This window comes from Idiomarina sp. MD25a (assembly GCF_001870515.1).
Taxonomy (GTDB): Bacteria; Pseudomonadota; Gammaproteobacteria; order Enterobacterales; family Alteromonadaceae; genus Idiomarina.
Genome location: NZ_MDGT01000003.1, coordinates 154,179 through 179,785 on the forward strand (window position 1 = coordinate 154,179; position 25,607 = coordinate 179,785).

At 46.6% G+C, this 25,607-nt stretch carries 22 protein-coding genes; 15 read left to right on the plus strand and 7 right to left on the minus strand.

Annotation, left to right across the window (positions count from 1 at the left end; all coding sequences use genetic code 11):
- The first annotated feature begins 10 nt into the window (after positions 1–10).
- The 5 genes from BFR57_RS04835 to BFR57_RS04855 are packed head-to-tail and all read left to right on the plus strand — an operon-like array spanning position 11 to position 5,445.
- Positions 11–1,042 (plus strand): GGDEF domain-containing protein, encoded by a 1,032-nt coding sequence (locus BFR57_RS04835; protein WP_071462911.1) that lies wholly within the window; start codon positions 11–13, stop codon positions 1,040–1,042.
- Positions 1,042–1,695, plus strand: coding sequence for a TrkA family potassium uptake protein (locus BFR57_RS04840; protein ID WP_071462912.1), 654 nt, complete (start codon positions 1,042–1,044; stop codon positions 1,693–1,695). Before BFR57_RS04835 ends, BFR57_RS04840 begins: the two co-directional genes overlap by 1 nt.
- 1 nt (position 1,696) lies before the next feature.
- Complete coding sequence (locus tag BFR57_RS04845) at positions 1,697–3,067, plus strand: TrkH family potassium uptake protein (RefSeq protein WP_071462913.1); 1,371 nt, start codon at positions 1,697–1,699, stop codon at positions 3,065–3,067.
- Between the two features lie 28 nt (positions 3,068–3,095).
- Positions 3,096–4,988, plus strand: coding sequence for a methyl-accepting chemotaxis protein (locus BFR57_RS04850; RefSeq protein ID WP_071462914.1), 1,893 nt, complete (start codon positions 3,096–3,098; stop codon positions 4,986–4,988).
- Between the two features lie 19 nt (positions 4,989–5,007).
- Complete coding sequence (locus BFR57_RS04855) at positions 5,008–5,445, plus strand: DUF4399 domain-containing protein (RefSeq protein WP_071462915.1); 438 nt, start codon at positions 5,008–5,010, stop codon at positions 5,443–5,445.
- Here the strand turns inward: BFR57_RS04855 and dinB are convergent.
- Positions 5,442–6,503 carry a DNA polymerase IV gene (dinB, locus tag BFR57_RS04860; protein ID WP_253183631.1) on the minus strand — a complete coding sequence of 354 codons (1,062 nt, stop codon included), beginning with the start codon at positions 6,501–6,503 and terminating at the stop codon, positions 5,442–5,444. The genes BFR57_RS04855 and dinB overlap by 4 nt on opposite strands.
- An 89-nt stretch (positions 6,504–6,592) precedes the next feature.
- Here dinB and BFR57_RS04865 point away from each other — a divergent pair, with 89 nt between their 5' ends.
- Entirely contained in the window at positions 6,593–7,018 is a 426-nt protein-coding gene (locus BFR57_RS04865) for a cytochrome c5 family protein (protein ID WP_083405040.1), read from the plus strand.
- Positions 7,019–7,210: 192 nt separating this feature from the next.
- Positions 7,211–9,811 (plus strand): diguanylate cyclase, encoded by a 2,601-nt coding sequence (locus tag BFR57_RS04870; RefSeq protein ID WP_071462917.1) that lies wholly within the window; start codon positions 7,211–7,213, stop codon positions 9,809–9,811.
- Here BFR57_RS04870 and rep read toward each other — a convergent pair.
- Entirely contained in the window at positions 9,808–11,826 is a 2,019-nt protein-coding gene (gene rep, locus BFR57_RS04875) for a DNA helicase Rep (protein ID WP_083405041.1), read from the minus strand. The genes BFR57_RS04870 and rep overlap by 4 nt on opposite strands.
- A 98-nt stretch (positions 11,827–11,924) precedes the next feature.
- On the opposite strand from rep, the gene BFR57_RS04880 reads away from it, so the two are divergent.
- The 3 genes from BFR57_RS04880 to BFR57_RS04890 all read left to right on the plus strand — a co-directional run bounded on the left by BFR57_RS04880 (position 11,925) and on the right by BFR57_RS04890 (position 14,552).
- Complete coding sequence (locus BFR57_RS04880; RefSeq protein ID WP_071462918.1) at positions 11,925–12,176, plus strand: accessory factor UbiK family protein; 252 nt, start codon at positions 11,925–11,927, stop codon at positions 12,174–12,176.
- Between the two features lie 14 nt (positions 12,177–12,190).
- Complete coding sequence (locus BFR57_RS04885; protein ID WP_083405042.1) at positions 12,191–12,931, plus strand: ferredoxin--NADP reductase; 741 nt, start codon at positions 12,191–12,193, stop codon at positions 12,929–12,931.
- Between the two features lie 85 nt (positions 12,932–13,016).
- Positions 13,017–14,552 (plus strand): YifB family Mg chelatase-like AAA ATPase, encoded by a 1,536-nt coding sequence (locus BFR57_RS04890; RefSeq protein WP_071462919.1) that lies wholly within the window; start codon positions 13,017–13,019, stop codon positions 14,550–14,552.
- A 9-nt stretch (positions 14,553–14,561) separates the two neighbouring features.
- Here the strand turns inward: BFR57_RS04890 and BFR57_RS04895 are convergent, their stop codons facing one another.
- Together BFR57_RS04895 and BFR57_RS04900 are read right to left on the minus strand one after the other, a co-directional pair.
- Positions 14,562–16,835 (minus strand): FtsX-like permease family protein, encoded by a 2,274-nt coding sequence (locus tag BFR57_RS04895; RefSeq protein ID WP_171903940.1) that lies wholly within the window; start codon positions 16,833–16,835, stop codon positions 14,562–14,564.
- Positions 16,836–16,986: 151 nt separating this feature from the next.
- Positions 16,987–17,664, minus strand: a complete 678-nt coding sequence (locus tag BFR57_RS04900) for an ABC transporter ATP-binding protein (RefSeq protein ID WP_071462921.1) — start codon at positions 17,662–17,664, stop codon at positions 16,987–16,989.
- A gap of 178 nt (positions 17,665–17,842) precedes the next feature.
- Between BFR57_RS04900 and BFR57_RS04905 the strand changes: the two genes are divergently transcribed.
- The gene (locus BFR57_RS04905) at positions 17,843–18,550 is read left to right on the plus strand and encodes a DUF5020 family protein (protein WP_071462922.1); all 708 of its coding nucleotides are present in this window, start codon (positions 17,843–17,845) and stop codon (positions 18,548–18,550) included.
- Positions 18,551–18,564: 14 nt separating this feature from the next.
- Here BFR57_RS04905 and BFR57_RS04910 read toward each other — a convergent pair whose 3' ends face one another.
- The gene (locus BFR57_RS04910) at positions 18,565–20,481 is read right to left on the minus strand and encodes a methyl-accepting chemotaxis protein (protein WP_071462923.1); all 1,917 of its coding nucleotides are present in this window, start codon (positions 20,479–20,481) and stop codon (positions 18,565–18,567) included.
- 56 nt (positions 20,482–20,537) lie between these two features.
- Complete coding sequence (ltaE, locus tag BFR57_RS04915) at positions 20,538–21,554, minus strand: low-specificity L-threonine aldolase (RefSeq protein ID WP_071462924.1); 1,017 nt, start codon at positions 21,552–21,554, stop codon at positions 20,538–20,540.
- A 118-nt stretch (positions 21,555–21,672) separates the two neighbouring features.
- Here ltaE and BFR57_RS04920 point away from each other — a divergent pair, with 118 nt between their 5' ends.
- The 4 genes from BFR57_RS04920 to BFR57_RS04935 all read left to right on the plus strand — a co-directional run bounded on the left by BFR57_RS04920 (position 21,673) and on the right by BFR57_RS04935 (position 24,663).
- Complete coding sequence (locus tag BFR57_RS04920) at positions 21,673–22,638, plus strand: cysteine synthase A (RefSeq protein ID WP_071462925.1); 966 nt, start codon at positions 21,673–21,675, stop codon at positions 22,636–22,638.
- Positions 22,639–22,650: 12 nt separating this feature from the next.
- A complete protein-coding gene (locus tag BFR57_RS04925; protein WP_071462926.1) occupies positions 22,651–23,823 on the plus strand; it encodes a PLP-dependent aspartate aminotransferase family protein in 1,173 nt (390 codons plus the stop codon).
- 183 nt (positions 23,824–24,006) lie between these two features.
- On the plus strand, positions 24,007–24,234 hold the full coding sequence (locus tag BFR57_RS04930) for a hypothetical protein (RefSeq protein ID WP_006953888.1): 228 nt from the start codon (positions 24,007–24,009) through the stop codon (positions 24,232–24,234).
- A 6-nt stretch (positions 24,235–24,240) separates the two neighbouring features.
- On the plus strand, positions 24,241–24,663 hold the full coding sequence (locus BFR57_RS04935) for a VOC family protein (protein ID WP_071462927.1): 423 nt from the start codon (positions 24,241–24,243) through the stop codon (positions 24,661–24,663).
- Here the strand turns inward: BFR57_RS04935 and BFR57_RS04940 are convergent.
- The gene (locus BFR57_RS04940; protein WP_071462928.1) at positions 24,660–25,607 is read right to left on the minus strand and encodes a threonine/serine dehydratase; all 948 of its coding nucleotides are present in this window, start codon (positions 25,605–25,607) and stop codon (positions 24,660–24,662) included. The genes BFR57_RS04935 and BFR57_RS04940 overlap by 4 nt on opposite strands.

Consider the following 25,607-nt stretch of genomic DNA (forward strand, 5'->3'; position numbering starts at 1 on the left):
ATGGTTTAACATGGATTTGAGAAAGGTCAGCGATACGCCAAACGATTCGGCGGACGACGTTGTTAGCCAGTTTACCGGAAAAGTAGCCCATCGAATTTATTGGGGTGCCGTACTGGTAACGTTGCCGCTGACCATCATCCAAGCACTTGAGGGTAAGTGGTTAATGCTCGCCTGGCTGTGTGCATTCTTGTGCTACACATCTATAACAGCGTTGCGCGTTAAACGATTGAGTAAGCGGCGCGGGCGTCACATTATCTTTATCACGTTGTTGTGTGCAGCGGTGATGTACTCGACATTGGTTAACGGAATTCATGGCTTGTTGTGGGCCTACCCGGTCATGGCGTCGATCGCATTCTTGCTCTCGTGGCGACTGGCGATCGTCGTTGCTGTCACATTCGTAATCTTATTAACCAGCGTGAGTCTATACACGATTGAACCTGATGTAGCTTGGCGCTCATTAGTGTCGCTGTTAGTGCTAATGATCCTCACGTTAACACTCGTAAGGTTACTGACGCGTATGCAGCGACACTTCACAGAACTGGCTGTCACCGACACATTAACGGGCGTTTATAATCGAAAGCAACTGCAGACCGATATCGAGCAGCTAGTTGCTCTAAAAGCGCGTCATGGGCGTGCCATCTCCGCAGCCCTATGTGATATTGACTACTTTAAAGATGTGAATGATAAGTATGGTCACTTTGATGGCGATCGACTACTCATCCAAGCGGCGCAACTTATTAAGTCTAACTTTAGGGCTTCTGATAAAGTGTTCCGAGTCGGTGGCGAGGAGTTTGTTATTTTAATGCCTGACACGAGCCTTGAGGGCGCTACTCAGGCAGCAGAAAAGTTGCGCGAAAATTTCGCAAAGACTGACTTTGAACTCAAGCAAGATCCGGTCAATATGACGATTTCTATTGGCGTGAGTGAGCTAGGAAAAGATGAAAATTGGCTCGACTGGTTAGAGCGCGCGGATAAGTTGCTTTACCACGCAAAAGACATGGGACGAAACCAAGTCCGCAATACAGTGCAGGAGATAGCGTAATGGCACAGTTTGGTGTAGTCGGCTTAGGTCGATTTGGTGCGAGAACTTCGCTCGAGTTACTGAATCTAGGGCATGAGGTTATTGGTGTTGATTCCGACGAGAAGCGCGTCGATGCGCTTGCTGATCAGCTTACCCATGCAGCCATTGCGGATGTGACAGATGAGCAGGCGTTACGAGAACTCAACTTAGAAAGTTGTGACACTGTGCTGGTTGCGATCGGCGAAGACTTACAGGCTAGTCTTTTGACGGTTTTACACCTAAAAAGTATTGGTGTTGAGACGATTTGGGCAAAAGCAACGTCTAAAGAGCATCACCAAATACTGTCAAAATTAGGTGTTTCGCGGATTGTCCACCCAGAGGAAGAAATGGGGATTCGTGTCGCGCAGTCGTTGAATTATCCGATGGTCAATGAATATATGTCGCTAGGGCATAATTGGTTCTGCGTTGAAATCGCTGTCAGTGAAAACTTAGAAGGTAAAACAATTAATGATATTTTGCCTGATGATGTCGAAAACTTTCACGTTCTGTTGTTAAAGCGTCGCGACGAAGTCGTCGCCAGCCCAGACTTTTCTAGCGAATTGCAGGGCAACGAGACCATGGTTATTGCGGGTAGTTTAAAAGCGCTAAAATCCATGGCGCCTAAGTTGAAATAATATGAAACTGTGGAAGCCGTCTCTCGCATTTTTATATAAAACCTCCGCACGCACGCAGAGCAAAGCGTTTAAAGCCAGCCCTCCAGTTGTTTTAGCGACTGGCTTTGCAGTGTTAATTATACTGGGTACTTTTGCGTTGAAGTTACCGTTTGCCACGCTAGAGCCTATTACTTGGTTGCAGGCGGTCTTTACGGCAACTTCTGCGGTAACTGTGACCGGCCTAGTGGTAGCAGACACGGGTGGAGACTTTACGTTATTTGGTACAAGCGTGATAGCCGTGTTGATTCAACTAGGCGGTATTGGCTTTATGACGTTTGCGATTCTGGCAGTATCTTCATTGGGCGGTAAAATATCGATTCAACAACGGTTATTGGCTAAAGAAGCAATGAACCAAACTAGCCTAATGAATATCGTTAAAACGGCGAAGGCGGTATTGCTACTTGCCGTTATCTGCGAACTGGTCGCCGCATTGGCGCTGACTTTATTGTGGTGGCCCGAAATGCCGCTACTCACAGCGTTTGGTCATGGCATATTTTACGCCATATCCGCATTTAATAATGCGGGCTTTGGACTTTCGCCAGACAGTCTGATTCCTTATGCGAGCAATTTACCCGTTAACTTAATTATCTCGTTTTTATTTATAGTGGGTGGCCTAGGTTTTTCCGTTATCACCAACATGTACGAAGGTCGACGTTGGCGTAATTTCTCGGTATATACCAAGAGTATTTTGATGACCACATTGGTGATCAATTTAGTGTCGATGTTTGTGATTTATGGGTTAGAACATAGCAACCCCAAAACATTAGGTGGGCTCGATGAGTTGGGTCAATGGACAGCGGCTTGGTTTCAAGCAGTCACGCCGCGTACTGCTGGCTTTAACAGCGTGGATATTGGCTCTTTGACCGATGCAAGTGCAGTATATATGTTGCTGCTTATGTTTATCGGGGGTGGGTCGATGAGTACCGCAGGCGGAATTAAGCTGGGTACTTTTATCATTTTAATGTTAGCAACTTATACCTTCATCCGTCGCCGTGAACACGTAACCCTGATGGAACGTTCTGTATCACAGGATGCGGTGATGAAAGCTCTCGCAGTCACCATGGTGACCATCGCAATGTTATTTATTGGCATATTTGTACTAATGATTCTCAACAATCTGCCGTTTATAGATATAGCGTTCGAAGTTTTATCGGCTTCAGCAACGGTGGGATTATCCAGAGGCATTACGGAGGATCTGACACCCGTCAGTCAGTGCATCATCATGTTATTGATGTTTGCGGGTCGTGTCGGACCATTGACGCTGGTGTATTTCCTGACCACGCCTAATAAGCGCAGAATTCGCTATCCACAGACCACCATACAGGTCGGTTAACAAAGAGTGGGATTAAGAGATCGTAAACATGTTGAAATCATTGAAGTTTACTCAAAAAGTTATTATTGCTGCTTCGGCTATTTTGGTACTGGTTTTAGGTATTTTTACGGCGACTAACTTTTGGCAGATGTCTGACCAAATTCGTTCTGATTTGCGCACTCAAATTAATGCGATGTCAGGCTCGGTGTCTAATAATATCTCCCAATGGCTTAATGACCGCATGCGCATTGTACGCGCCACTGCCGAGTCGTATGATCCTGCGGATGAGACCGAAATGGCTTTGCGTAAAGTCCAGCAAGCGAAACGGTCAGGCGATTTTAAGAATGTTTATTATGGCCTTATCGACGGTCAGTTTATTCTAGATGATACGAGTATTGACTTACCTGACGATTACGATGCGCGCCAACGGCCATGGTATCAATTGGCTATCGAACAAAAGCAACCGACCTACACTCAGCCGTACATTGATGTCACCACCAATGAGTTAACGATTTCAGCGGTGGTCCCTATGACGGAAAATGGTCAGCTATTGGGTGTCGCCGGTGGCGACATGATGCTTGATACCGTTTCGGCAATCGTCAACAACACTGATTTTATGGGATTAGGCTTTGCCTTTTTGGTGAATCAACAGGGCAAAATATTAAGCCACCCGGAAACTGCCAACGTTGATAAAACGATTTCCCAGTATCTTGGCGATAACGCCCGAATTACCAGAGAGTTTGTCGACTATCCGATAAATGACCGCGAGTACATGCTCACTTTTCAACCTGTTGAGGGTATTGATGGTGTTAACTGGTACTTGGCCGTAGCTATCGATACCGAAAAGGCGTATGCTGATGTTTCTTCATTTGCGTGGTCTGCGGTAATTTACCTAATTATCGGTATTGGCGCAGTCATTTTATTGCTTAATGCATTGCTCTCTGTGTTGCTGAAGCCATTGCGTCAGCTTAATTATGCAGTCACTGACCTAGCGCGAGGAGAGGGCGACCTAACGCAACGTATTTCTGTCAAAAGTGAGGATGAATTTGGCGTAGTCGCCTCGCGCATGAACGAGTTCATCGAAAAGATTCAGATAGCTATTCTTGATGTGCGTAAGGCATCTAAACAGCTTGAAGCCAATGTTACGCAAATGGTTTCAGCCAATAACGAATCCGTTGCACTCGGTGATGAACAGTCGGCACGCACCAATACGGTCGTTACTGCTATTAATGAGTTAGGCGCGAGCTCAAGTGATATATCGTCTAGTGCAGGAAGCGCCTCCGAAAAAGCCACCCGGGCGACAGAAATTTCGGTGTCTGCACGCGAGGCGCTTAAGTTCAATATGCAACAAATTACCGATTTGTCGAAGCGTATGAAGGACTCCGTCGATGCCATTCATAGCCTTGATGAGAATACTCAAAACATCGGTAAGATCGTTGAAGTGATTATGGGCATCACTGAGCAAACCAACTTACTCGCACTGAACGCAGCTATTGAAGCTGCTCGTGCCGGTGAAGCAGGACGAGGCTTTGCGGTGGTAGCAGATGAGGTTCGTAGCCTCGCGCAACGCACATCGCAGTCTGCTGGTGAAATCGAGACAATGATTTCTCAAGTGCGTGAGGGAACACGCACGGTGGTGGAAATTATTAATGACAGTCAGGAAACCAGCGAGGCGTGCGTGGCGAGTGCCGACGAATCAACGCGGCATATGACAGAAATTGATGAAGTGATTGCACAAATTGATGATATGAATCATTCTGTTGCATCTGCGACACAGCAGCAAAGCCAGGTGATTCGAACACTTGACCGCGATGTAACAGATATTAATGAAATGAACGAACGCAGTCAGCAAAACTTGAAGAAAACACACCAAGCCTGTCAGACCTTGCAAGGTGAGTTTGATCGTTTAGAGTCCTTGGTAAGTAAGTTTAAATTGTCGTAACTAATTTAGGAGAAGGATTATGAAACGCGCATGGTTAATTGGCGCCCTCGCCATGTTTGGTGGCTCAGTAGTTGCCACTGCACAAGCTCAAGAAATGGCTCAGAGCGAAGCTCCACAAGATGCACAGGCTTATATCATTTCACCGCAAGATGGCGAAGTGGTTAATTCAACTTTCAAGGTTAAATTCGGCTTGTCAGGTATGGGCGTAGCGCCTGCGGGTGTTGACGTAAAAAATACGGGGCACCATCACCTATTAGTGGATATGGATTCGCTTCCGCCAATGGATCAACCTATGGGTGGCGATATCATTCACTTTGGCGGCGGTCAGACCGAAACAACGCTGACACTTGAGCCAGGCGAACACACCTTGCAAATCATTCTTGGCGATAAGAATCACGTACCACACAACCCCGCGGTTGTTTCTAAGAAAATCACTATCACTGTCAAAGGTGACTAATCAAGCTCAAGCTCTAGTTGGGTTTGTTGGTTGGGATCAGGTAAGGTTACGCTGATCCCAACTAATCTTACATGCTTACCCGCACCTCGCTGCCAAGCCTCTTCAGCTAGTTGATAAAACAAACTGGGTGAGACGAATCCATTCGCTTTAGATACTGTGGTTTGATTAAAATCAGAGAACTTAAGCTTTAAGGTTTGCGTTTTTATCGCTCGTTCACGCCAATGCTCGACTTGTAAGCGTTTTTTTAGCTGAGGTAGTAACTGCTGCTGAATATAGTCCTGTACCGTCGTTAGCTGTTGAATATCCGCTGGCAGCGTTTGTTCAACTCCAACGCTTTTACGGGTTCTATCGGTTGTAACCGGGCGCGGATCAATGCCTTGGCAACGTTGAAATAGTAGCCAGCCAGCCTTTTCTCCTAATATTTGTTGCAGTTGCGATGTGTTGGCCGTCTGAATGTGATGTCCATGAGTTAACCCATAGCGTGCAAGTGTTTCCTGACTCTTAGGTCCAACACCTGGAATTCGCTTAAGCGGTAAAGTGGCTAAATAGTCAAACACCTGTTCTGGTGGCACCACTTTCTGGCCGTTGGGCTTATTATCATCGCTGGCAATTTTTGCGACCATCTTCTGATTGGATATACCAGCAGAGCCAGTGATTCCAAGTTGGCTAATTTCCTTTCTAATAGCTTCAACAGTCAAGCTAGCGCTACCTTTAAAGGCATCGTTGTCGGTTAAATCAAGATAAAATTCGTCGATAGACGCGGGTTCGACTAGCGGTGTATATCTCGCGAGAATCTCACGCACCTGATACGAAAGTGCCTTATATTCGGCGAAGTTTGGCTTAACAAAGATCAATTGAGGACATAGCTGTCGCGCTCGGTGTCCAGACATGGCGCTATGCACGCCGAAGCGACGGGCTAAATAATTAGCTGTCGCGACCACACCGCGATCGCCGCCACCGCCTACCGCAAAGGGTTTATTCTTGAGGCTGGGATCGCGCAGTACTTCAACAGCAGCGAAGAAAGCGTCAAGATCCAATAACGCTATTTTACGAGTCACTTCGTTCAAGTGTTTATCCTTTGAGCTTTTGTGGGTATAATCTCCGAGTACTGGGTATAGTGTACCAGCCAGATTCTTAGGAGACACTCGTGAAACGATTGACGACACTTGCACTGAAGAGCCTTTCATTCGGCTTGGCCGCCATGATCAGTTTTGGCGCCTCTGCCGCTGTTCAAGATGACATGTCAAAGGACGCTATTGCAAAACGTATTGAGCCGATTGGTAAAATCCGCGTAGCAGGCGAGAGCGCAGCTAGCGAAGCCGCGGCGAGTGGACCTCGCTCTGGTGAAGCTGTGTTCGGTCAGTATTGTACAGCGTGTCACACTTCAGGCGTGATGGGTGCGCCAAAAATTAATAATGCGGACGATTGGGAACCACGTCTTGCCCAAGGCATGGATACCGTTTTAAAACACGCGATCAATGGTTTTAACGCAATGCCTCCAAAAGGTACATGTGCTGATTGCTCTGATGATGAGATCAAAGCAGCCATTGAGTATATGACTGCAGAAATCTAATCAATTACGTGCAGTGATAAAAGAATATGAGCCATCGCAATTAGCGGTGGCTTTTTTGTATATATAAGCGGCAATTTCTTGCAACCCACTGGTTATAGTTTATACTTTACGTTTGTTAATAATTGTAACAACCCGATAAGTAAAACAATAAATAACTATAATTAGAAGTGATGGTTAGGGAGTCCCCGCATCATGGCGGCATCTAGTGGGCCGAACAATAATCAAACAGAGCTTGCTCGCGAAAACCAAAAGCTCACCAAGGTTATTGAACGCCTAAAACGGCTTACATACAGTTATCGTTCAGCAGAAGTGGTGCAGAAGGCACTCTTCCGTATTTCTGAGCTTGCAGCCTCTGCGCGCAGCATGGATAACTTTTATCAATCAGTGCACGCCATCATCGGCGAGCTAATGTATGCTCGCAACTTTTATGTTTGCTTTTACGAGCCTGAAAAGAAAGTCGTCAGTTTCGCTTACTTCGTTGATGAGTTTGACGAGAAACAAGCAATCGAGCAAATGCCAATGGAGTCTTTGGCACGCGGTTTGACCGGCTATGTCATGCGAACGGGTCAGTCATTGCTATGCCCTCCGGACGTGTTTCAGCAGCTAATCCAGCAAGGTGAAGTTGAGGAAATGGGCTCGGCTCCTGTTGACTGGTTAGGTGTACCGCTTATTTCAGGTAGTAATGTCATCGGTGCCATGGTGGTGCAAAGTTACCACGATAATCATCGATATGATGAAAACGACAAAGATCTTCTCACCTTCGTATCGCAGCATGTCGTCAATGCACTTGAGCGATTAAAGCAGAAGGAAATTCTACAGAACGAAATTGCTCACCAAACAGCTGAGCTGCGCCACGCCAACGAAAGTTTGATGAAAGAAATCACGGTGCGGGAGAAAGTCGAGCAGCAAACTTCAGTGCTGTTCGCAATTTCTGAGCTGACCAATACGTCAGAAGATATGGTGACCTTCTACGAAGCCTTGCATAGCCAAATCGCGACATTGATTCATGCTGATAACTTCTACGTTGCTTTGGTTTCGTCTGATAACAAGTATATTCGCTTTCCATACCATAAAGACGAACGTGACAATAAGGCTGAACGTCGACGTATTGGTAAAGGACTGACAGAATACGTGATGCGTAAAGCGGAGCCAGCGTTTATTGATGCTAAAGAACGCGCGCTTTTAACTGAGAATAACGAGATTAAGCTGACTGAAGATACCGGCAGCGTAGCAAAGCAATGGCTGGGAAGTCCGCTTGTTTTGGACGGCAAAGCATTTGGTGTGATTGCTGTACAGACCTATGATGACGAGTTTTTATATAAACACGAAGACTTAGAACTATTGAACTTTGTTTCCCAGCACGTCGCTGTTGCTATCGAACGGCGCCGGGCGAATGAGGAAATTCAACGAGTTAACCAATTCCTAGAGAAAAAAGTAGAAGAACGCACCGAAGAGCTCGTTTCTGAGATCGAACGACGCAAGAAAATTGAGGCACGTTTATTCCACGATGCTCATCACGACAGTCTAACCGGTTTACCCAATAGGGCTTTGTTTACTGAGAGTTTGCAGCAAGCCTTGGCTCATCAGCGGCGTCATCCAGAACACTTTTTTGCAGTCTTATTTCTCGACCTCGATCGATTTAAAACCATCAACGACACATTAGGTCACTCGGCGGGTGACGAGTTTCTATTGGACGTTAGTAAACGTATCCAGACGTGTGTACGAGAAAATGATTTGGTTGCGAGACTTGGTGGCGATGAGTTTGTCATTCTATTAGATACGATGTCATCGGTTGACGACGCGCGTGAGATCGCAAAACGAATTATCTCAAGTTTAAATGAGCCCTTTATTCTGAATGGTCACGAACACTACTCGGGTGCGAGTATTGGTATCGCTATGTGCGATGATTCGCAAGACTCGGTAGAGCGTCTACTGCGTGATGCTGATGCTGCGATGTATGAGGCTAAATCACAAGGACGTGGGCGATACGTGGTGTTTGATAATACTATGCATCGCACATTAGTCGAATCGGTTAAGCGTGAACGAGCGTTGCGTCATGCCCGCATCGATCAAGATTTTTTTGTCGAGTTTGAGACGATTGCAGACATTGAGGGTCGCCAGCAGCATGCGTCGGAAGCCTTTTTACAGTGGAATATTGAAAGTAATCGAGTTAAAACGTCAGATTACTTAGCGCTCGCTGAAAAGACGGGGCTCATTGTTAAGTTGGATCAATACCTATTGAAACGTTGTTGCGAGCATTTACTCAACTCAGGTCAAAGTGAAGAGCGTATTCATCTCAATCTATCGGTAAGGCATCTACTTAAGTCGGGTTATATTCGACAACTCTTGAATATTGTCGAGCGATACAAAGTAAATCCCTCGCAACTGGTGTTGGAGTTTTCTGAGACTGCACTTACACAAAATGATAAACGTTCAGTAGCGAGTCTAAGACGTCTATCACAGGCCGGCTTTAAGCTTGTGATTGATCATTTTGGTCGTGGCGCGGGACCACTGCAGTTTTTATATAATTATCCATTTTCGAAACTCAAGCTCGATCAAGATTATGTCATGCGGTTAGAATCTAGTAGTCGAGCGCGTGCCATGTTGCGCCACGTTGCCACGCTCTGCGAAGAGTTAGAAATCGAATTGTATGCAGCTGGCGTTAAAACGGAATCTTTAGCGAATATATTAAGTGAGTTAGGTGTTGAGTATGGGCAAGGGGCGTACGTAACAAAATGCCTCAAATCGCTTCAACCAAAATCACGCACGACCGTCAATGGCACGTTAAACTAAGAAGGCTTGTTTAGCGCATTCTTCAGCATTTCTAGTCCTCGTTGACGAGAAGTCTCACGTTCTTCTTCGCTTGGTTTATGTTTGTCGTGCTCCCAGGCAATGTCATCCTGTGGGAGTTCAAGTAAAAAGCGGCTGGGTTGTGGCTGGAAAACCTCACCAAATTGGCGCCTCTCCTTAGCTAAGGTAAAGACCAAACGCTGCTGAGCACGGGTTATTCCGACATAAGCTAAACGGCGTTCTTCCTCAATATCGTTGCCATCAATACTGCTTTGGTGGGGGAGTAATCCTTCTTCCATGCCGACTAAAAAGACAAAGGGAAACTCAAGTCCTTTTGATGCATGTAAAGTCATCAGCTGTACCTGATCAAACTGTTCATCGTCTTCATTGCGAGACATCATGTCGCGTAAACACAACTTAGCGACCGCCTGCTCTAAAGAAATGGGCTCGTACTCATCGTTACCCGCTAACATATCGGACACCCATTTATGCAACTCATAAACGTTCTTAACCCGCATTTCCGCTGCCTTCGCGCTTGGACTACTTTCAAATAACCAGTCGTCGTAGCCAATATCTGCGAGTAAAGTGCGCACGGCAACAGCAGCACTGTCGTTATGATCGGCATCCCGCGCAGCCTTCTTAATCATCTGTGCAAAGGTATCGACCGCATTAAAGGTTTGTGTATTGAGCAAGGTTTTTAAGTGAATAGAGTCGCAAGCTTCTAATAGGCTACAACCGAGCTGTTTAGATAGTTCGCCAATACGCTGTACGGTTTGTGGACCAATACCTCGGCGCGGGACATTTATAATACGAAGGAAAGCAGTGTCGTCGACGGGATTAACCAACAGGCGCAGATAGGCCATAATGTCTTTTACTTCAGCACGCGCAAAAAACGACTGCCCACCAGTGATTTTGTATGGAATTCGGTTGTTCATCAGCGCTTTCTCAAACAACCGGGATTGATGGTTGCCTCGATATAGAATCGCAAAATGATGATAAGGTGTCTTGCTTAAAAAGCGTTGCTTTACAATTTCGGCGACTACACGCTCCGCCTCATGTTCTTCGTTGCGGCCAAAAATAACCCGCAAAGATTCACCGTACTCTTTATCTGAGAATAATTTTTTCTCAAATACGTGGGGATTATTTTCTATCAGAATATTCGCTGCTTTTAGAATACGACCGTGAGAGCGATAATTTTGCTCCAACTTAACGACCTTCAAAGCGGGAAAGTCTTGCTGCAGAAGCGCTAAGTTCTGTGGTTGTGCGCCACGCCATGAGTAAATTGACTGATCGTCGTCGCCAACTACGGTAAAACGTGCTCGTTCGCCGACTAGAAGCTTAACCAAAAGGTACTGACTCGTATTGGTGTCTTGATACTCATCGACGAGTAAGTAGCGAAATTTCTTTTGCCATCGGGCACGGACATGTTCGTTGCGTTGTAATAATTGACTTGGTAAGCGAATCAGATCATCAAAGTCGACTGCGTTGCAGGCGAGCAAATGTTTTTCGTATTGTGCAAAAACTGTAGCAAATTGTCGGTCATCTTCCGTCGAAGCCTCTTGCAACGCTTGCTCTGGCGATGTCATGGCGTTTTTCCATTGACCGATACGGTGCTGACATTTTTGAATAACCGCTTTGTCGCCTTCCCACGCGTCCTCTGTAAGGCCATTGAGCAGTGCATAGGTGTCTTGATCATCGAACAGAGAAAACCCGGGCTTGAGACCGAGTGCGCTGAGCTCGCGTCGAATAATATTAAGTCCTAAGGTGTGAAACGTCGATACCGTTAAACCGCGAGCGCCTCCGGCTCCCATGGTTTGGTTGACACGCTCCCGCATCTCGCGCGCGGCCTTATTGGTAAAAGTGACGGCAGCGATTTGACGGGCGGTGTAAATATTTTCACGGATCAGATAAGCGATTTTTTCAGTAATTACGCGCGTTTTACCACTGCCTGCGCCCGCTAAAACGAGTAAAGGACCTTGCACATAGTGAACGGCTTGTCGCTGTCGATCGTTTAACATTATTAAGGCTCGGTTAGGAGTGGTACAATAAATCAAGAGCGGCGATTTTAGCGTACTTTTGTCTGAGCCCAAACGGTTAAATTAATTAAGGACCCCTTATGGACAACAAGACTATTGAAAACATTGCTAAACAAATTAGCGAAAGCATGCCATCTGGCGTAAAAGAATTAGCCGGTAACGTTGAGCAGCGTGTTAAACAAACTTTGCAATCACAACTTGCTAAACTCGATCTGGTCACTCGCGAAGAGATGGATGTTCAGCAACAACTGTTGCTACGTCTGCGAGAGCGTGTAGAGCAGTTAGAGCAGCAAGTAGCTGAACAGAATAAGCAAGACGACACGCAAGAGTAAGGGTAAAGAGTAAGATGATTCAATGGATTAGCGGTAAAGTCGTTGAGAATTTTCAATGGAGTGACAGTGTTTTTAGCCTACGCGTAATCACTGAATCATTTGATTTTAAAGCGGGGCAGTTCGTACGGTTAGGTTTAAACGTTGGCGGTGAGCAAATTCTTCGCGCTTATTCGGTCGCCAGTGCGCCGCAAGAGTCTATTCTCGATTTCGTGATTGCAAAGGTCGAAGGTGGATTATTAAGTCCACTATTAGCAGAGCTGAAGCCAGGCGATGAAGTCAATATCACTCAGCCGGCAGGGGGCTTTTTTACGCTGGATGAGGTACCCGATGGCGATGATCTTTGGCTGCTCTCCACAGGAACCGGTATTGGTCCGTTTATTTCAATGCTGCGTACTGAGCAACCGTGGCGTCGATTTAAACGTATTGTGTTAGTGCAGGGCGTCCGCGAAGCGCAAGACTTGACCTATCGGGAGTTTGTTAATGAGTGTCAGCAACGTTATCCAGGGCAGTTAGTTTATCAGCCGATTGTATCTCGTGAGGCACTGCCGGGAGCATTGTCAGGTCGGATCCCCGACTTAATCGCGAGTAATCAATTACAAGAGGCCTGTGGTGTTCATTTTAACGAGCGTAGTCAGGTCATGCTGTGCGGTAACCCCGATATGATACAAGCATCGCGTGAACAGTTAAAAGCGCTCGGTTTAGAAAAAAATACACGCCGTAAGCCAGGCCAAGTAACCTCTGAAAACTATTGGTAATCGCCCCGTCGACAAAAAATTCTGCTCAAGCTGACATCTAAGTTACCGTTGTATCGCTATGCTCTCCTAATTTGCGAGAGAGAGCATGGCTACTGCAACTGTTTTTACCCGCGCCAGTATTGGTATTGAAGCCCCCGAAGTACGTGTAGAAGTTGATCTCGCCCGTGGATTACCGACCTTCACGATTGTTGGGATGCCCGCGACATCGGTAAGAGAAGCGAGGGATCGTGTTAAATCAGCTATTCTCAATGTAGGCCTCGAATTCCCCGCGGCAACGCGTATCATCGTCAACTTAGCACCCGCTGAAATTCCCAAGCAAGGTGCTCGCTTCGACTTGGCGATAGCCGTAGGTATCCTTGCCGCCTCGGACCAACTCGATGCTGGGCAATTAGCACAATTTGAATTCTACGGTGAACTCGCGCTAGCGGGCAATTCTCAAGCCGTGTCGGGCTTGATTCCCGCATTGATAGCCGCTAGGCAGGCACAAAGAACCGTGTTTGTTCCTTCGGCCAATGAGGCGGAAGCGGGTTATGCCGCGCAGAGTAACCATTTTCTAGTGCCCGACTTAGCGGCGTTGTTTGAACACTTGCAAGGACATAACAAGTTAGCGCATGCCCAAACTCAGAATCAGCCAACCGATGCCGCCAACAATCTCGGCGATCTAGCTGATATTATTGGACAGACTCAAGCAAAGCGGGCGCTGCTCATTGCCGCAGCCGGTCGTCATCATCTACTTTTTGTCGGGCCGCCTGGGACTGGAAAAACGATGCTCGCTCAGCGCTTCTTAACTATCTTACCAACACCCACACACCATGAAGGCATGCAAATCGCCAGCATAAAGTCACTGGTTGAGACACACCTGACCCCTCAGCAGCTCACTCAACGAAATTTGCGTATGCCTCATCATACATGTTCGGCTGCGGCGCTTGTCGGCGGCGGCTCGCCGCCCAAGCCAGGTGAAGTGAGCCTCGCGCATCATGGCGTTTTATTTCTTGATGAATTGGCTGAGTTTTCTCGCTATGTACTTGATTCATTACGTGAGCCATTACAATCGGGCGAAGTCACCATAAGTCGAGCTGGGTATCAAACGACTTACCCTGCTCACTTTCAATTAGTTGCAGCGCTTAACCCTTCGCCTTGTGGCCAATTTGATGGAACGTTAGATAGCTGCCGCTCAACACCTGACCAAATTCTTAAATATCTGAATAAACTATCGGGCCCATTGCTTGACCGAATCGACCTTCAAGTCGAGGTACCTCGAGAAACAGAGTCACTTAGACAGCTCGATGGGCAGCACAAGCCCACGCCCACTTCACCTCAAATTCGCAAGCAAGTCGTTGAATGTCATCAACGACAAAGGCAACGCCAAGGCTGTTTGAACGGTGAGTTAGCAGCACAGGCTGTACTAGAACATAGCCAACTTGGCAAGGATGACCATAGGTTTTTAGTTGAGGTGGTAGAAAAGTTGGGGCTTTCACATCGAGCATTTTATCGCACCTTGAGGCTGGCACGTACGATTGCCGACCTCGATGATAAGGCGTCGGTGGGCCGACGCCACATCGCTGAGGCATTAAGCTATCGTTCGCTCGACCGCTTGTTAGAGCAATTAAGAAAACTCTAATTCTACTGTCTACTCATCGCGTAAAATACGTTGTATAGGGAGTGATAACTGGCGCCAAATAGCCGGAATATAACTCAGTAACACCAATAGTAGAATCGCGACGAGGCTTAACACGAGATAATGAACCGTGAATAACTCGGCATGAAATTGCTGAGAAAACCAACTATTGATGGCGGCGATGAGTATCACACCTAGGATCAAACCGGATAGCAGTTTCGTGACCAACATGCGCGATATACTTTTCGCAACGTCGCTGACTTGAGCGCCGACAGCTTGCATAACTGCGTACAGTCGACTGCGTTGAATGACATAGGCAACGATTTGTTGATATAAACTGGTCGCGGCTAAAGCGCAGATCAATAAGGTTAAGCCAAGCAATAGTTGCGCAAGTACAAACCACTCCTCATCCTGCTGCTTTAATAGCTGTAGCAGCGTGCCGTCGTTGTTAACATTGTACATATTCTCACGGCTCGCAGCTTGTTGTTGCATCAGTTCAACAACCGCATCGACGTTAGTAGGTCGCGTGTACAGATATATTTCGCGGAGCAATTGGCCACTTTCCCTTATGAGGTTATAAATCATTGGTTGTGCGTTTTGATTAAGGCTCGAGTGGGGTAAGTCTTTACTCACTCCGACAATGATAATGGGTTCATCCTCAGTAAACTGATAACTCGAAGCATCTTTAATAAATAGAGTTTGTTGGAGTGCTTGTTGCGGTTGTTTGAAGCCCAGCTCGCGTGCGGCAGTTTCGTTGATAATAACCTGATTAACTTCGGCTGGATTTCGATCGCCCGCAATAGGAACAGCATCTAAAACGTTAAAATAATTATCAGAAACTGACATTATCTGGATAGGAATAGCGGAAGGCGCATTTAAGCCCTCAGTGCTTGCCTGCGTAGCACTTGGATTAGAATCGATAAAGTTATCGACGCTCATGGCGACATCAAATGGTTGATTAGCGAGCTTACTCTTCCATTCGTTGAGATTAATGACAGGGTCGGAGCTGGTTTCACCTTGTTTATAGCTTAGTTGAGTGATGTCGGTATTGACTGAAACCTGCTCAAGTTGCTGCTCTTGCGTTAGCCAAAGGCTGATAGAGCACGTAATAGCAACCAGTGCTAATGCAATCTGCACTGTCATATTGCCAGCATTGAGCCAACGCTGTAGCCGCCCTTGTCCGTTACTTTTACTGCGTGAGAATCGAGCTTGTCGGTTGAGAGAAATAAACGGCATTAATCCAACTAAAATTGCCAGAGTTGCCGTTAAAAGAACGCTCAATATAATCCCAGTGGCCTTAATTTCGCTACTGAGCAGTGAGACCAATACGAGCTCAGCTTCTACGTGCTTTAGAATATACCAACTTAGAACAGCACCAAGCACCACCGATACGAACCCTAAAAGTGAGTTTTCAGTGAACAGCTGGCGGACTAGATCCTTGTTGGATGCGCCCACAGCTTTTCGTGTTTGAAATTCTTGTTCTCGTTGCAGGTACTCAGAGAAGTTGGAAGTGAGTAGGTTAAATAAACCAATGAGCAGGAAGCCGAGCGTAAGACCTAGTAACATTTGCCATTGATCGATTAGCCTTTGGCGCTGCTGAGGATGAAATTGAAGACCCTCAATCACCTTAGGGGTCCAACTCGCAGTGCCTGAAAGTAATACGACACTGTCATCGTCCGCTTCTTCTTTAGCTAGTGTGATAGCGGATACATCTTCAGGCTCGTAACCCGGCTTTAACTCAGCGATGCCGTAGCGAAATGCAACGGACTCGACCAGCTGATTAATTATTTTATCCACATATTCATCAGGTGGCCTATTAGAACCAAAATTAATACCAAAGGTTGAAGTCACTTTTTGATCGGTTAAAACGATATCTGAGACGATACCTTGAAATAACCTAAATCCTTTCGGTAGGACGCCTGCGACAGGTAGTTGCGCACCGGTAAGGCTGGCATTAATAACAAGCTCTTCGATCGGCTTAGCACCTAAAGATTGCCAATATGGGTAAGACAAAATAACACGTGTATCCGAGAGCTTTTTCATCACTGGGGGAAGTTCGTCCGCAAAACGGTCGATAAACGATGGGGGAAGATATACTGCACCGGCATCGTCGATAGCAACGCCACTTTGGTCCTTCAAACCTCGGAGCGTCCGGTTGCTCAGCGTCATCAATTTACCAATGGCTGGCGACTGTGTGAATTTGTCTAAGTTGGTCTTATCAATCGGATTAAATTTACCGCTATGGGACTCTAAACCGATGGTGATATAAGGCGTTGAATCAGACATCCATGGCTGTCTATCGCTAAATAGCGCAGGTGCTGTAGCGATTAAATTGGCGGTAAAAGCACAAAATAGGCTGAGACATAAAATTAACGTTAATGTCTGAAATTTACGCTTCTGCCACTGCCTGAGCGCGTAACGCAAGTTGAAAAACATGTTATGCGCTCCACTGACCGTCTCTTAATTGTAAGCGGCGCTTACAACGCGCAGCGACTTTCGCATCATGGGTCACAATCAGGATTGTGGAGCCCTGTTCATGCAATGATTCGAGTACCGCTAAAATTTGCTCAGCGGTAACGCTATCGAGGTTACCCGTGGGCTCATCCGCAAGAATAAGGCTAGGGTTGGTTACTAATGCTCGAGCAATAGCCACACGTTGCTGTTGGCCACCTGATAGTTGCGTTGGGTAATTGTCTGCTTTATCTGCTATTTCAACTTGTGTTAAAGCCTTCATGGCACGTTCTTTATACTGGTGCTTATTGATCGAAGGATGATAACGGAGTGGGAGCATGACGTTTTCTACAACGGTCATGTCATTAACCAGATTAAAGTTTTGAAAAATCCAACCCACGTGTTGATTACGCAGAGAGGCGCGTTGATATGCCGATAACGTATGGACGGGATGACCTGCTAAAGAGTATTCACCGTTGCTTTGTACGTCGAGTAAACCAATGATCGAAAGCAGGGTAGACTTACCGCTACCGGAAGGCCCCTCCAGGGCAACGAATTCACCTTTATTGATAACTAAATCGATACTTTTTAATGCCTCAAACTGCGTTTTACCCGAGCCAAACACTTTACTCATTGCCGATGTTTCGATTAACGCCTCAGCCATTCCCGCCTCACTTATTATTTTTGTTTTAGCAACGACAAACTATGATTCTTATCATAGTTGTTTATATCAATTATTTAGAAAAATTAACAGGTGCTTCAACAATGTACTTTTCGATAGGGCACTGGCATAATCCGCGCCTTGCTTTAAGTCGCCTTCGGTTAGAACGGAAATGAGTACTATGTCGCGCAATTTTATCTCGATAGCTAGCCTTGTGCTGTTGGGTTTCACCACTAGCAACGTATCCGCAGAGCAATATTGGTCGGACGCCAGCCTGACTTATTTAAATGGCAGTCAATATGAAGTCGGCGATCCTGATCGACAGGTTTTGACCTTCGAGTACGTTGCGGGCTACGACTGGGGCAAACTATTTAGCTTTGCGGATCGGTTAGAGTCGAGTGATGGGTTTAAGGAAACCTACATTGAAATTTCGCCTGAGTACTATATTGCTGAATTCGAGAATAGCTGGATTAAAAATTTTAGCGTATCGGGTACAGCAGAAGTGGGGGATGGATTTACTAACTATCTTTACGGTTTGGGCGTGGCATTTGATGTACCAGGCTTTGATTTTTTAGAGCTTGATGCTTATAAGCGTAATAATGACGGATTACCTAACAATTACCAACTAACCGCATCGTGGGGAGCGCGCTTTGTCATCGCCGATACGCAATGGTTGTATGACGGCTTTATCGACTATGCTTCAGGTATCTCAGGTGTGGGGCCTGCTAATCTAAACTTTACCTCACAGCTCAAACTGGATTTAGCGCCTTACTTTAATATCGATTCGCCTCTGTATATCGGTGTCGAATATGTGTACTGGCGTAATAAATTCTATATTGATGGCGTTAACGAACATAACCCTAATTTGCTGGTTAAGTGGCACTTCTAGTGCCACTTGAATTATTAGCGTGTTTTAAATTGTGAGAGTAGCTCGGCGAGGTGACGTGCCATTTCGTTCATGTGTTGGCAATCGTTATGACTGGTGCCCACAGCCGCACTGACTTCGCGTGAGAAGTCCGCAATCGACTGAATGTTCTTCGCCACATCTTGGCTTACAGAGGCTTGCTCTTCAGTAGCTGTGGCAATCTGCGTGCTCATATCTGCGGTTTGTTGAATCAACGTGACTAACGACATAAGCTGACTGGCCGAGTCAGCCACGTGCTCACTGGTCGAGAGTGCATCACCTCGACTGTGTTGCATGCGTTTGACTGCATCCGCAGCCGATTGCCGTAATTCAGCCATCTGTTCTCGCACGCGTTCTGTAGATTCATTAGTTTTGCGTGCGAGTGTGCGTACCTCATCTGCGACAACTGCAAAACCACGTCCCGCCTCACCCGCGCGAGCGGACTCAATCGCCGCATTGAGCGCGAGTAAATTCGTTTGTTCTGAAATCGCCTCAATTGTTTCAATAACCGATGATATGCCTTGTACCTTATCAGCCAATTCAGAAACCGTCTGAGAGGCATGGTCGATCTCGTTGGAAAGCGACTGCATGCGCTGTTCAGCTTGTTGTAACTTAGTGCGATTCTGTTGTGTGCTCTCATTAGCTGTTGCTGCGCCCGTTGCTGTCTCATTGGCATTATGGGCAATCTCTTTAACTGTGGTTTCCATTTCACTCATCGCCACAGCCACTTGGTCGGTTTTATCTTCTTGATCACTGGACAGGCGATTAATTTGCGACATTGAGCGGTCGATTTCGTCCACTTTGAGATTAAGCTGCTCGTTAGTTTGACGCACCGTATCAATGATATTGCCGAGGTTATTAACAAACGCATTAAAGCCCAATGCTAATTCGCCTAGTTCATCATTGGTAACCACCTCAAGACGTTGGGTCAAATCACCGCCCTCCTGAGCCATCGAGGTGAGCCGTTGTGCAACATGTTTGATGGGTTTGACGATACGCCGCGCATAAAATGCCATGGCTAGTACGAATAACGCACCAACTAATAGTGAAACAATAATTAGCGTAACGAGCGTCGTGTAAAGCTCGCCAAAAACCTCTTGCTCGGGGAGTTCAACAATAATGCGCCACTGGGTATTGGGGAGCTCAGTACTTGCAACGATGAACGATTCACCGTTGCGCTCGGTAACCGAATGATGGAACTCACCCTGCTTAAGTAATTCGTTTGCGACGGAGTCACCGACCACGTTAGCCAGTGCAACTTGCTGCGTTAAACTTGAATGAATTTGGATATTACCTTGCTGATTGACCAAATACGCAGTTCCATTTTCACCCACCTTATAATCAGTGATGGCCTGAGTGAGCTTTTCTAGCGATTTACCAATACCAGCAACGGCGATGACGCGATCGCCATTAGTGACTTTGACATTGACAAAAATCGTCGGGATACCGGTGTTTTCATCGACATCGAAATTGAGCTCAACAGGATGAGTGCCATTTAAAAAGTTATAAAACCATTGATCGCGGTCATTGCTTTGGCTGACTTGTTTAAGTAGACCATCGGCGGTGTAATAATTACTGCTCAAGTCGGATACTAAGAAGGCAGCGCTTGCCTGATTATTATTGAGCACTGAGTCGAGATGGTTCACGATGGCTTGTTGTGACTCCTGAGATTCACCATCTTGCAGTGCTTCAATAAGAAAAGTGTTCTGAGCTAAGGCGGTCGATGCTTGAATTGGCTCACTAATGAGCGCTCCAATCTCGCCTCTTACCTCGCCAAGTGTGGCAGGTAATTCTTGTTCAATTACGCGTTTGTTGAGCATCGTTGATATCATCAAGCCGGTTATTGTGAGATTGATGACCAATAGGGTCATCATCGCAATAGCGATGCCCAAAGTTAATTTTGATTGTAAACGCATGTGAACTCTCCTCAGCTTATGAAGAGTGTATCGGCTAGTTTAAATCGCGCTTTAGTCTATTGTGTTTTTAGAAACTCTTCAAAAAGCACTGTAAAGCGTTCTAAGTCGTGTCGGGTAATATCTAAATGAGTCACTAACCGTAATTTTCTTGCCGCCCCCACTTTTATCTTATTTTCTTCCATAAACCGCTGGAGAGACTGAGCAAACTCGAGTGATGGTAAGGTTACATACACCATATTAGTACGCGCATCACTCACACCAATATGTGAATTAACGCAGAGATTTTGTAGCGTAGCGGCAAGCCATTTGGCGTTATCGTGATCATCTTGAATGCGCTCAAGGTGATGGTTTAAAGCATAATCAATGGCGGCTGCCAAAATACCCGCTTGGCGCATCCCCCCGCCGACCATCTTACGCCAACGTCTGGCACGTGCAATGTAGTCGGCCGGGCCAACGAGTAAAGAGCCAACCGGGGCGCCTAAACCTTTCGAGCAGCATACTGAAACAGAATCGAATGGCGCAGCCAACTCGGCGGCAGTCAACTGGGTTGCGGCCATAGCGTTAACTAATCGGGCGCCGTCGAGGTGCATTTTTAAACCGTGCTGTTCAGCAAGCGATCGTGCTTGAGCGAAGTAGTCTTGAGAAACCACCTGACCGGCATGCGTGTTCTCAAATGCAAGTAAGCGGGTAATCGGAAAATGAGGATCATTTGGCTTGATGCGCTCGGCGATAGTGTCTAACGACAGAGTACCATCGGCTTCGACTTCGATGGTTTGTGGCACGATGCCTCCGAGCACCGCAGCGCCGCCCGCCTCATAACGATAGGTGTGATATTCCTGACCGACGATATATTCTTCACCGTTACGACAATGGCTGAGCAAACCTAATAAGTTACTTTGTGTGCCGGAACTGCAGAAAAGCGCATCCTCTTTACCTAGCCAACGTGCAACGCGCTGCTCTAACGCGTTAATTGTGGCATCTTCACCATACACATCGTCACCCACATCAGCGCGAGTCATTGCATCACGCATCGCTAAAGTTGGTTGGGTTACTGTATCGCTTCTTAAATCCATTTGCGTCTCGCTTGACTAGTTATTGTATTGAACAAAGCGTTCTAAGGCGGTGGTTGTTAAGTGGTCAAAGTATAGGGATAATGAACCGCATTGAACAGATGAGAAAAAGCGACGCGATATGAAAGTATATGACAACGTATTGGAAATGATTGGCAACACGCCGTTAGTAAAAGTGAATAACATTGATACAGGTCCCTGTGACTTGTACCTCAAATTAGAGCTGCAGAATCCGGGTGGGTCTATCAAGGACCGCATCGCCGTTGAGATGATTAATGCAGCTGAGCGTGATGGCAAACTGAAGCCAGGCGACACCATTATTGAAGCAACTGCGGGTAATACAGGCTTGGGTTTGGCGCTAGTTGCGGCAAGCAAGGGCTACCCCTTGATGATCGTAATGCCTGATAAAATGAGCCAAGAGAAAGTCAACAATTTGCGTGCAATGGGTGCGACAGTCAAACAGACTCGCTCAGATGTACAAAAAGGTCATCCTGAATACTACCAAGATATGGCCGCGCGCTTAGCCGAAGAAAACGGCTGGTTTTATGTAAACCAATTTGAGAATCCTGCCAACGTAGAGGCGCATTACAAAACCACGGGTCCAGAGATTTGGCAACAAACGGACGGCGACATTGATGCCTTCGTCTGTGGTGTTGGTTCAGGCGGTACACTAACAGGTATTGGCCGCTATCTCCGTGAGCAGAAGTCCGATGTTGATTTAGTGCTTGCCGATCCCGCGGGTTCAATTTTGGAACCATTAGTTAATCGTGGAGAGCACGTCGAAGCGGGCAGCTGGTTGGCAGAAGGTATTGGCGAGGATTTCGTACCAAAAATCTGCGAAATTGAATTAGCCAATAAAGCCTACGCTATCTCTGATAAAGAAGGTATGCAGATGGCGCGTCAGGTGCTCGAGAAAGAGGGCGTTATGGTGGGCTCCTCAAGCGGCACCTTAATCGCTGCTGCAGTGCGTTATTGCCAAGATCAAACAGAGAAAAAGCAAGTCGTCACACTTGCATGTGATACGGGTAACCGCTACTTATCGAAATTGTTCAACGATGAGTGGATGCGTGAAAATAATTTGCTGTAAGGAGTTGTAATAATGGCATCAAACAAACCAATGAAATTTGCGACACGCACCATTCATGGTGGTCAGTCACCTGAGCCGGTCACTGGGGCTGTTATGCCTCCGATTTTTACCAGTTCAACCTATGCGCAAGAGAGTCCGGGCGAACATAAAGGCTTTGAATATTCGCGCTCGCATAACCCAACACGTTTTGCTTGGGAACGCGCAGTCGCGAATTTGGAAGGGGGCACTCAAGGTCTTGCTTTTGCTTCCGGCATGGCGGCGACTTCAACAATTTTAGAGTTGCTTGATAGCGGCGACCACGTGGTTGCTATGGATGACTTATACGGCGGTAGTTTCCGTTTGTTCGATAAGGTACGTGGGCGTTCAGCAGGACTTAAGTTCTCATACGTTGACCTTGCCGACATTAAACAAGTCGAACAGGCGCTGACCTCAGAAACACGTATGATTTGGGTTGAAACACCGAGCAACCCAATGTTGAAATTGGTTGATATCGAAGCCATTGTAAAAACAGCAAAGGCACATAACCCAGACATCATCGTAGTAGTGGATAACACGTTCGCGACGCCTTTTAATCAGCGTCCAATTGAGCTGGGAGCCGACATCGTAATGCATTCGGCGACTAAGTACTTAAATGGTCATTCTGACATGGTGGGTGGTATCGCTGTTGTCGGTGATAACCAAGACTTAGTCGAACAGATGCTATTCTTGCAAAATTCGGTGGGTGCTGTTGCGGGTCCTTTTGATTCTTATCTGGCGCTACGCGGAGTGAAAACCCTCGCGTTGCGTATGCGTCATCATAATCAAGCAGCGCTCGAGTTGGCACAGTGGCTCGAGCAACATCCGAAAGTTGAGAAGGTGATCTACCCAGGTCTTGAAAGCCATCCACAACATGAGCTTGCGAAGCGTCAGATGTCCGGTTTTGGCGGCATGATCTCAATTTTATTGAAAGGCGATTTAGCGGCCGCCCGTAAGTTCTTAGAGTCGGTCGAAATCTTTGCCCTAGCAGAAAGTTTAGGTGGGGTTGAATCGTTAATTGAACACCCTGCGATCATGACACATGCGTCGGTACCAAAAGAAAATCGTGAGAAACTAGGTATCTTAGACAACTTTGTTCGTGTCTCGGTGGGTATTGAAGATCTAGACGATCTTAAAGCCGATCTGGATGCTGCTCTAAACGCGTTCTAAACGATATTATCGATTAAAATCAAAGTTATACAACTTAAAAGCCGGTCGCCAGACCGGTTTTTTTATATATAAATCAATAATTTATACATTATTTTACAGTTTCGTCATAATTGAGTAGGCTTAGGAATAACAAAAAACTGCAGTTCGCAGTGATAAAAATGTTCGCTAAAGAAGGAAATAATTATGCTATTGAGCCTACTGTTACTTCAGGGACTCGTAGCCGCGTTATTGTTTTACGGCTTAGTCGGTCAGTATCAATCTAAACCCCTTTGGAGTTTATTAGCGGTATTGACTGCAGGGTTTATTCCTCCGCTCAATTGGGGTCTGTTACTTGCTGCTATCGGGCACCGTATGTGGAAGCGTTCTCCAGCGATGCGTCAGTCTATTCATGAACCTCAAGCACGGATGTAATCGCCAATGCCAGCAGTACGTCCGTTTCATTTAGCCTTACCTGTAAAGTCCCTCGATAATGCACGCAAGTTCTATGGTGAGATCTTGGGGCTGGAACAGGGGCGTAGTAGTGATGATTGGATCGATTGGAACTTCTTTGGTCATCAATTCGTGACGCATGTGGCACCTGAAATAGCCGGTGTTAAAAACCACAGTGGCGTCGATGGTCATAATGTGCCCGTACCTCACTTCGGTGTCGTGTTATTACGCGAAGATTGGGATGACGTTGCGCGCAAAATTGCTGAGTCAGATATTGAGTTTGTCATCGAACCATACATTCGTTTCCAGGGCAAACCGGGTGAGCAAGGCACGATGTTTTTTTACGACTACTGCGGCAATGCGCTTGAATTTAAAACGTTCAAAAGCGACGACGATATCTTCGCGACTTAAACCTTGAGCGGCTGACTGGGCTCGGCCGCGATATTCCCACCACTTAATATAATCCCAACTCGTTTTCCGGCGAATCGGCTTCGCTCTTGCTTCAGCGCCGCCAGCGTGATCGCTGAGGATGGTTCTACAATGATTTTAAGACGCTGCCAAATCAGTTCCATTGCCGCTTTCGTGTCTTTATCCTCAATGACAAGCACATCGCTTACGTGGCGCTTTAATATTTCGAAATTATATTCACCTAATTGCGTAAGTAAGCCATCGCAAATACTACGCGGTGGTTTCGCGGGTTGTCGGATTCCGCTGCTGAGCGACTCAAACCCATCATTGGCGAGCATCGGTTCAGCGCCATAAACTTCCAGTCCTTGCGCCGCTAGGCATGCGCCTGCCAGCAGACCACCACCGCCCAAAGGGGTGACGACGGCGTCTAAATCTTCAACTTGTTTGAGTAGCTCTAACGTTGCTGTTCCTTGTCCCGCGATAATATCGGGATGATCATAGGGGGGAATAAATGTCTCACCGGTATGCGCTCGTTCTGCTGCGAATCGCTCTCGCGCTTCCATACCGGGCTCTATAGTCACTATTGAGGCTCCGCTGGCTTCAATATTGTTACGTTTAATCGCAGGCGCATTATTGGGCACCGCGACCGTAACGGAAATGCCCAAACGTGCGCCAGCATAGCCCAGCGCGGCACCGTGATTACCTGATGATACGGTAAAAACACCAGTTTGACGTTGTTGCTCTGACAGAGATAACAACGCATTGCTGGCGCCTCGATACTTAAACGCGCCGGATTTCTGGAGGTTTTCGCACTTAAAGAAAACTTCACAGCCCAGGGCATCATCGATTTCTGAACATGTGAGTACCGGTGTGTGTTTAATGAAACCCTCCAAGCGATTGGCAGCTAATACAATGTCATCGTAGCGAGGCAAGCTTATTTTAGGCAT

Coding starts and splice junctions, on each gene's coding strand:
- BFR57_RS04835 (WP_071462911.1), top strand. CDS start 11: ATGGATTTGAGAAAGGTCAGCGATACGCCAAACGATTCGGCGGACGAC.
- BFR57_RS04840 (WP_071462912.1), top strand. CDS start 1,042: ATGGCACAGTTTGGTGTAGTCGGCTTAGGTCGATTTGGTGCGAGAACT.
- BFR57_RS04845 (WP_071462913.1), top strand. CDS start 1,697: ATGAAACTGTGGAAGCCGTCTCTCGCATTTTTATATAAAACCTCCGCA.
- BFR57_RS04850 (WP_071462914.1), top strand. CDS start 3,096: ATGTTGAAATCATTGAAGTTTACTCAAAAAGTTATTATTGCTGCTTCG.
- BFR57_RS04855 (WP_071462915.1), top strand. CDS start 5,008: ATGAAACGCGCATGGTTAATTGGCGCCCTCGCCATGTTTGGTGGCTCA.
- BFR57_RS04870 (WP_071462917.1), top strand. CDS start 7,211: ATGGCGGCATCTAGTGGGCCGAACAATAATCAAACAGAGCTTGCTCGC.
- rep (WP_083405041.1), bottom strand. CDS start 11,826: ATGTTAAACGATCGACAGCGACAAGCCGTTCACTATGTGCAAGGTCCT.
- BFR57_RS04880 (WP_071462918.1), top strand. CDS start 11,925: ATGGACAACAAGACTATTGAAAACATTGCTAAACAAATTAGCGAAAGC.
- BFR57_RS04885 (WP_083405042.1), top strand. CDS start 12,191: ATGATTCAATGGATTAGCGGTAAAGTCGTTGAGAATTTTCAATGGAGT.
- BFR57_RS04890 (WP_071462919.1), top strand. CDS start 13,017: ATGGCTACTGCAACTGTTTTTACCCGCGCCAGTATTGGTATTGAAGCC.
- BFR57_RS04895 (WP_171903940.1), bottom strand. CDS start 16,835: ATGTCTGATTCAACGCCTTATATCACCATCGGTTTAGAGTCCCATAGC.
- BFR57_RS04900 (WP_071462921.1), bottom strand. CDS start 17,664: ATGGCTGAGGCGTTAATCGAAACATCGGCAATGAGTAAAGTGTTTGGC.
- BFR57_RS04905 (WP_071462922.1), top strand. CDS start 17,843: ATGTCGCGCAATTTTATCTCGATAGCTAGCCTTGTGCTGTTGGGTTTC.
- BFR57_RS04910 (WP_071462923.1), bottom strand. CDS start 20,481: ATGCGTTTACAATCAAAATTAACTTTGGGCATCGCTATTGCGATGATG.
- ltaE (WP_071462924.1), bottom strand. CDS start 21,554: ATGGATTTAAGAAGCGATACAGTAACCCAACCAACTTTAGCGATGCGT.
- BFR57_RS04920 (WP_071462925.1), top strand. CDS start 21,673: ATGAAAGTATATGACAACGTATTGGAAATGATTGGCAACACGCCGTTA.
- BFR57_RS04925 (WP_071462926.1), top strand. CDS start 22,651: ATGGCATCAAACAAACCAATGAAATTTGCGACACGCACCATTCATGGT.
- BFR57_RS04930 (WP_006953888.1), top strand. CDS start 24,007: ATGCTATTGAGCCTACTGTTACTTCAGGGACTCGTAGCCGCGTTATTG.
- BFR57_RS04935 (WP_071462927.1), top strand. CDS start 24,241: ATGCCAGCAGTACGTCCGTTTCATTTAGCCTTACCTGTAAAGTCCCTC.
- BFR57_RS04940 (WP_071462928.1), bottom strand. CDS start 25,607: ATGCCTAAAATAAGCTTGCCTCGCTACGATGACATTGTATTAGCTGCC.